We start from the raw sequence: 2,677 nt of genomic DNA, 5'->3' as shown, positions 1-2,677 counted from the left end.
GCTGTGCGAGCCTATTCTTGTCTGATGCAAATTTATCTGGTGCAAATTTAACTCATACAAACTGTAAGGGAGCATACTTTATAGACACAGATCTAACTAATGCGAAAGTAAGAAAAACTGATTTAAAATATGCGATATTTTCCAGAATAAATTTAGAAGGGACTGGTCTGAATTTTAAAGATTTAGTTGGCGATGCCACACCTAAAACTGAAGGCTTAATGGAGCTTCCTTCTGTAATTTACATTCCTAAAGATATAGGCTCATATCAATATTACGCAAGAGATCACGGTTATTTATCTGCTCATCTGCCACAAAAAGAATCTACTTTGAATACACCAAGGCTATTTGAAGGTTCTCAACAGCAAGAATGTCAAGAACAATCATCAAGTGCCAATTTAACTCATTAAATTTCAGGTAATGTATCTATTTTATTGTTTGGTTAGACCGCCTTACCAAACTCGAATTTATTAATAAATAAAGCAATCACCACCGCTGCGAGCCAAGGAGTGCTAAGCACGGGGTGAGTAGGCCGAGGTAGTGAGGCTTACGGTTCTGCAAACAAAAACCAGTATCATACCACCAGATCAAATTTTGACAGAACATTTCATAGATGTTTCATAAAAAAAATATTATAATAAAATCAATAGAAACTATTGAGAGGTTTAGTTGATGTTGAGCTTCTATAATATTCTTGAAAAGTATTTATTATTTTTTAAAAAAGCTTGTCTAAATATTGATTCTAGCCTTTGTGGCAGAGAGTCAATCACCCTTAACGGACTGCCTGTAAAATTAGAAAATGTTACTTCCTCTTTAGAAAGTAGAGAAATTCAAGATGAATTTGAAATTTTAAAAGAAAACATAAGAAATTCAGATGAAAGTAAAAAATATGAACTAATTTCCTGTTTTGCTGATTTTTTGCAAAAAAAAACATCATATAAGTTTGATGTAGCAAGAGTAATAGGGTTTTTTATTGATCCACAGAAAATCCCAGGAAATATCCTGGAATCATTTTCTGTAGAAGCAATTCATTTTACAGCAACTGCAGACTTACAAAGTTTCTTTAAAGAAGAGATAAATCAGGCTCTTGAAAAATCTATAGAAGATGAAGACAATAATGATAAAGAATTGATCTTTGAAAAGTTTAAAGAGGCTCAGGTCTTTGTTGCAAATTTATTTAATTACTCACTCCATACAGGTTTATTTAAGAAACTAGAAAATGTTGGTTTAGGTGATGATATTTTATGTATACTTGAGATTCTCAAAAAGGATCAACATCACATTTCTTTAGGAGAACTAAATCAACTTAAACAAAACCTTGATATTGCAAATTATGTTTTTGATAGTAGAAAAAAAGATCTCTTTTCTGATTCATTAAATTTAGAATTATTAAAATCATCTTATGAAGATTATAGATTAAATGTAAAAAAATCAATAATTTTACACGCATTTTCTTTAGAAAAAGAAGATGGACTTGCAGTTGGTCTTATTCGTTGCGAAGCTAATTTTGTATGTTCATCTAACTTAGCAAATAATATTTGTGGTGACTTTAAAAGTATAGCAGCAAATATTTTAGAAAATATAAATAATAAAGTTGAAAATAATGATCAATCTTCAACTTTATATTTTTACAACAGACTTCAAGAGAGGCAAAATAAAGAGAGTTGTAATAAACTTACTTTCGATGAATCGTAAGGATTCTGTCGCAATTTGAAATTTTCAGAACAATAGCCTTCGGCACTCACCTCACTTTTTTACGGGGTGGGTCAAATATATCGTAGAATACCCCTTTTGAAGGGTGATAAAGCTGCCATAACTCCATAAGTGATCCACAAAAACTACATTGCAAAGGATTCCGCTTGGCAACCTCCTTGAAATGACCCCCTCCCTTCCGACAAAAACGAACCTCAATTAAGAAATTATTTTTGCCCCTGAAAATACCTCGGCAGGAACAAAATCTCCTAGCGCTTGATGAGGTCGTTCGTGATTATAATGATGAATGTATTCTGCAATCAAGTCCTCCAACTCGTGAATATCATCAAATTCGCATAATTTGATTTTTTCATGCTTGATTGAACGCCAAAACCGCTCAATGTCGCATGATATATGGTGAAAACATGTAAAGCGGCAAAAACATACTGGTCTTAAACTCTTCAAACCGATGTGAGTTAGACAACTCACACTGGTCGACTATGCTTTCCTTACTGACACTATATGGAAGCAGTACAGTGAAGCTGGCAGTTCGTGTTAAACAAAAACTTCTTTGTTATAAAGCAATTTTCTATGTGTATTGGGTGATATTCACAAGGATTAATCCACGTTATAACACAGCGTATTATCTGTCAGAAGTTGAGAAGATGCTTAATTGTGGCACGGATAAAAATGGTTTTACACTGTTTGGTTGCAGTAACTGTGGTAAAGGCCGCCATAAAATTTACTTCAGCTGCAAAGGTAATGCTTGTTTAAAGTGCGCGAAACGCTATGGGCGAGAAGTAATGGAGAGGATTTCATCAAAGCTGTTTTTGGGTATCAGTTATCGCCAAGTCGTGTTGACATTGCCAGAGCAATTGCGGGTACCATTCTATAACCATAAAAATCAGGATAAGCTTTACTCTGACTTCATGCGCCTGGTTCATAATTGCGTAAGCGTCGCTACCTCGAGATTCAGGAATTTCAAAAA

4 protein-coding genes are annotated in these 2,677 nt (G+C 33.8%); 3 read left to right on the top strand and 1 reads right to left on the bottom strand.

Annotation, left to right across the window (positions count from 1 at the left end; all coding sequences use genetic code 11):
• A partial coding sequence (locus C200_RS08985; protein WP_162180153.1) for a pentapeptide repeat-containing protein occupies window positions 1–407 on the top strand: 407 nt, incomplete at its 5' end.
• Window positions 408–669: 262 nt separating this feature from the next.
• Window positions 670–1,692, top strand: coding sequence for a hypothetical protein (locus C200_RS08980; protein ID WP_016211936.1), 1,023 nt, complete (start codon window positions 670–672; stop codon window positions 1,690–1,692).
• A 216-nt stretch (window positions 1,693–1,908) separates the two neighbouring features.
• Here the strand turns inward: C200_RS08980 and C200_RS15000 are convergent, their stop codons facing one another.
• Window positions 1,909–2,178: an integrase core domain-containing protein gene (locus tag C200_RS15000; protein WP_248782674.1), complete on the bottom strand. Its 270-nt coding sequence runs from the start codon at window positions 2,176–2,178 to the stop codon at window positions 1,909–1,911.
• Window positions 2,179–2,189: 11 nt separating this feature from the next.
• On the opposite strand from C200_RS15000, the gene C200_RS16720 reads away from it, so the two are divergent.
• Window positions 2,190–2,677: transposase zinc-binding domain-containing protein (locus tag C200_RS16720; RefSeq protein ID WP_407059567.1), on the top strand; the 488-nt coding region annotated here is incomplete at its 3' end.

Origin of the sequence: Piscirickettsia salmonis LF-89 = ATCC VR-1361 (assembly GCF_000297215.2) — a bacterium.
In the GTDB taxonomy this organism is placed as follows: domain Bacteria; phylum Pseudomonadota; class Gammaproteobacteria; order Piscirickettsiales; family Piscirickettsiaceae; genus Piscirickettsia; species Piscirickettsia salmonis.
This window is presented reverse-complemented; position numbering and strand designations above follow the sequence as displayed.

What these genes read in the sequence shown, in the direction of transcription:
- C200_RS08980 (WP_016211936.1), top strand. Translation starts at nt 670, where the DNA reads ATGTTGAGCTTCTATAATATTCTTGAAAAGTATTTATTATTTTTTAAA.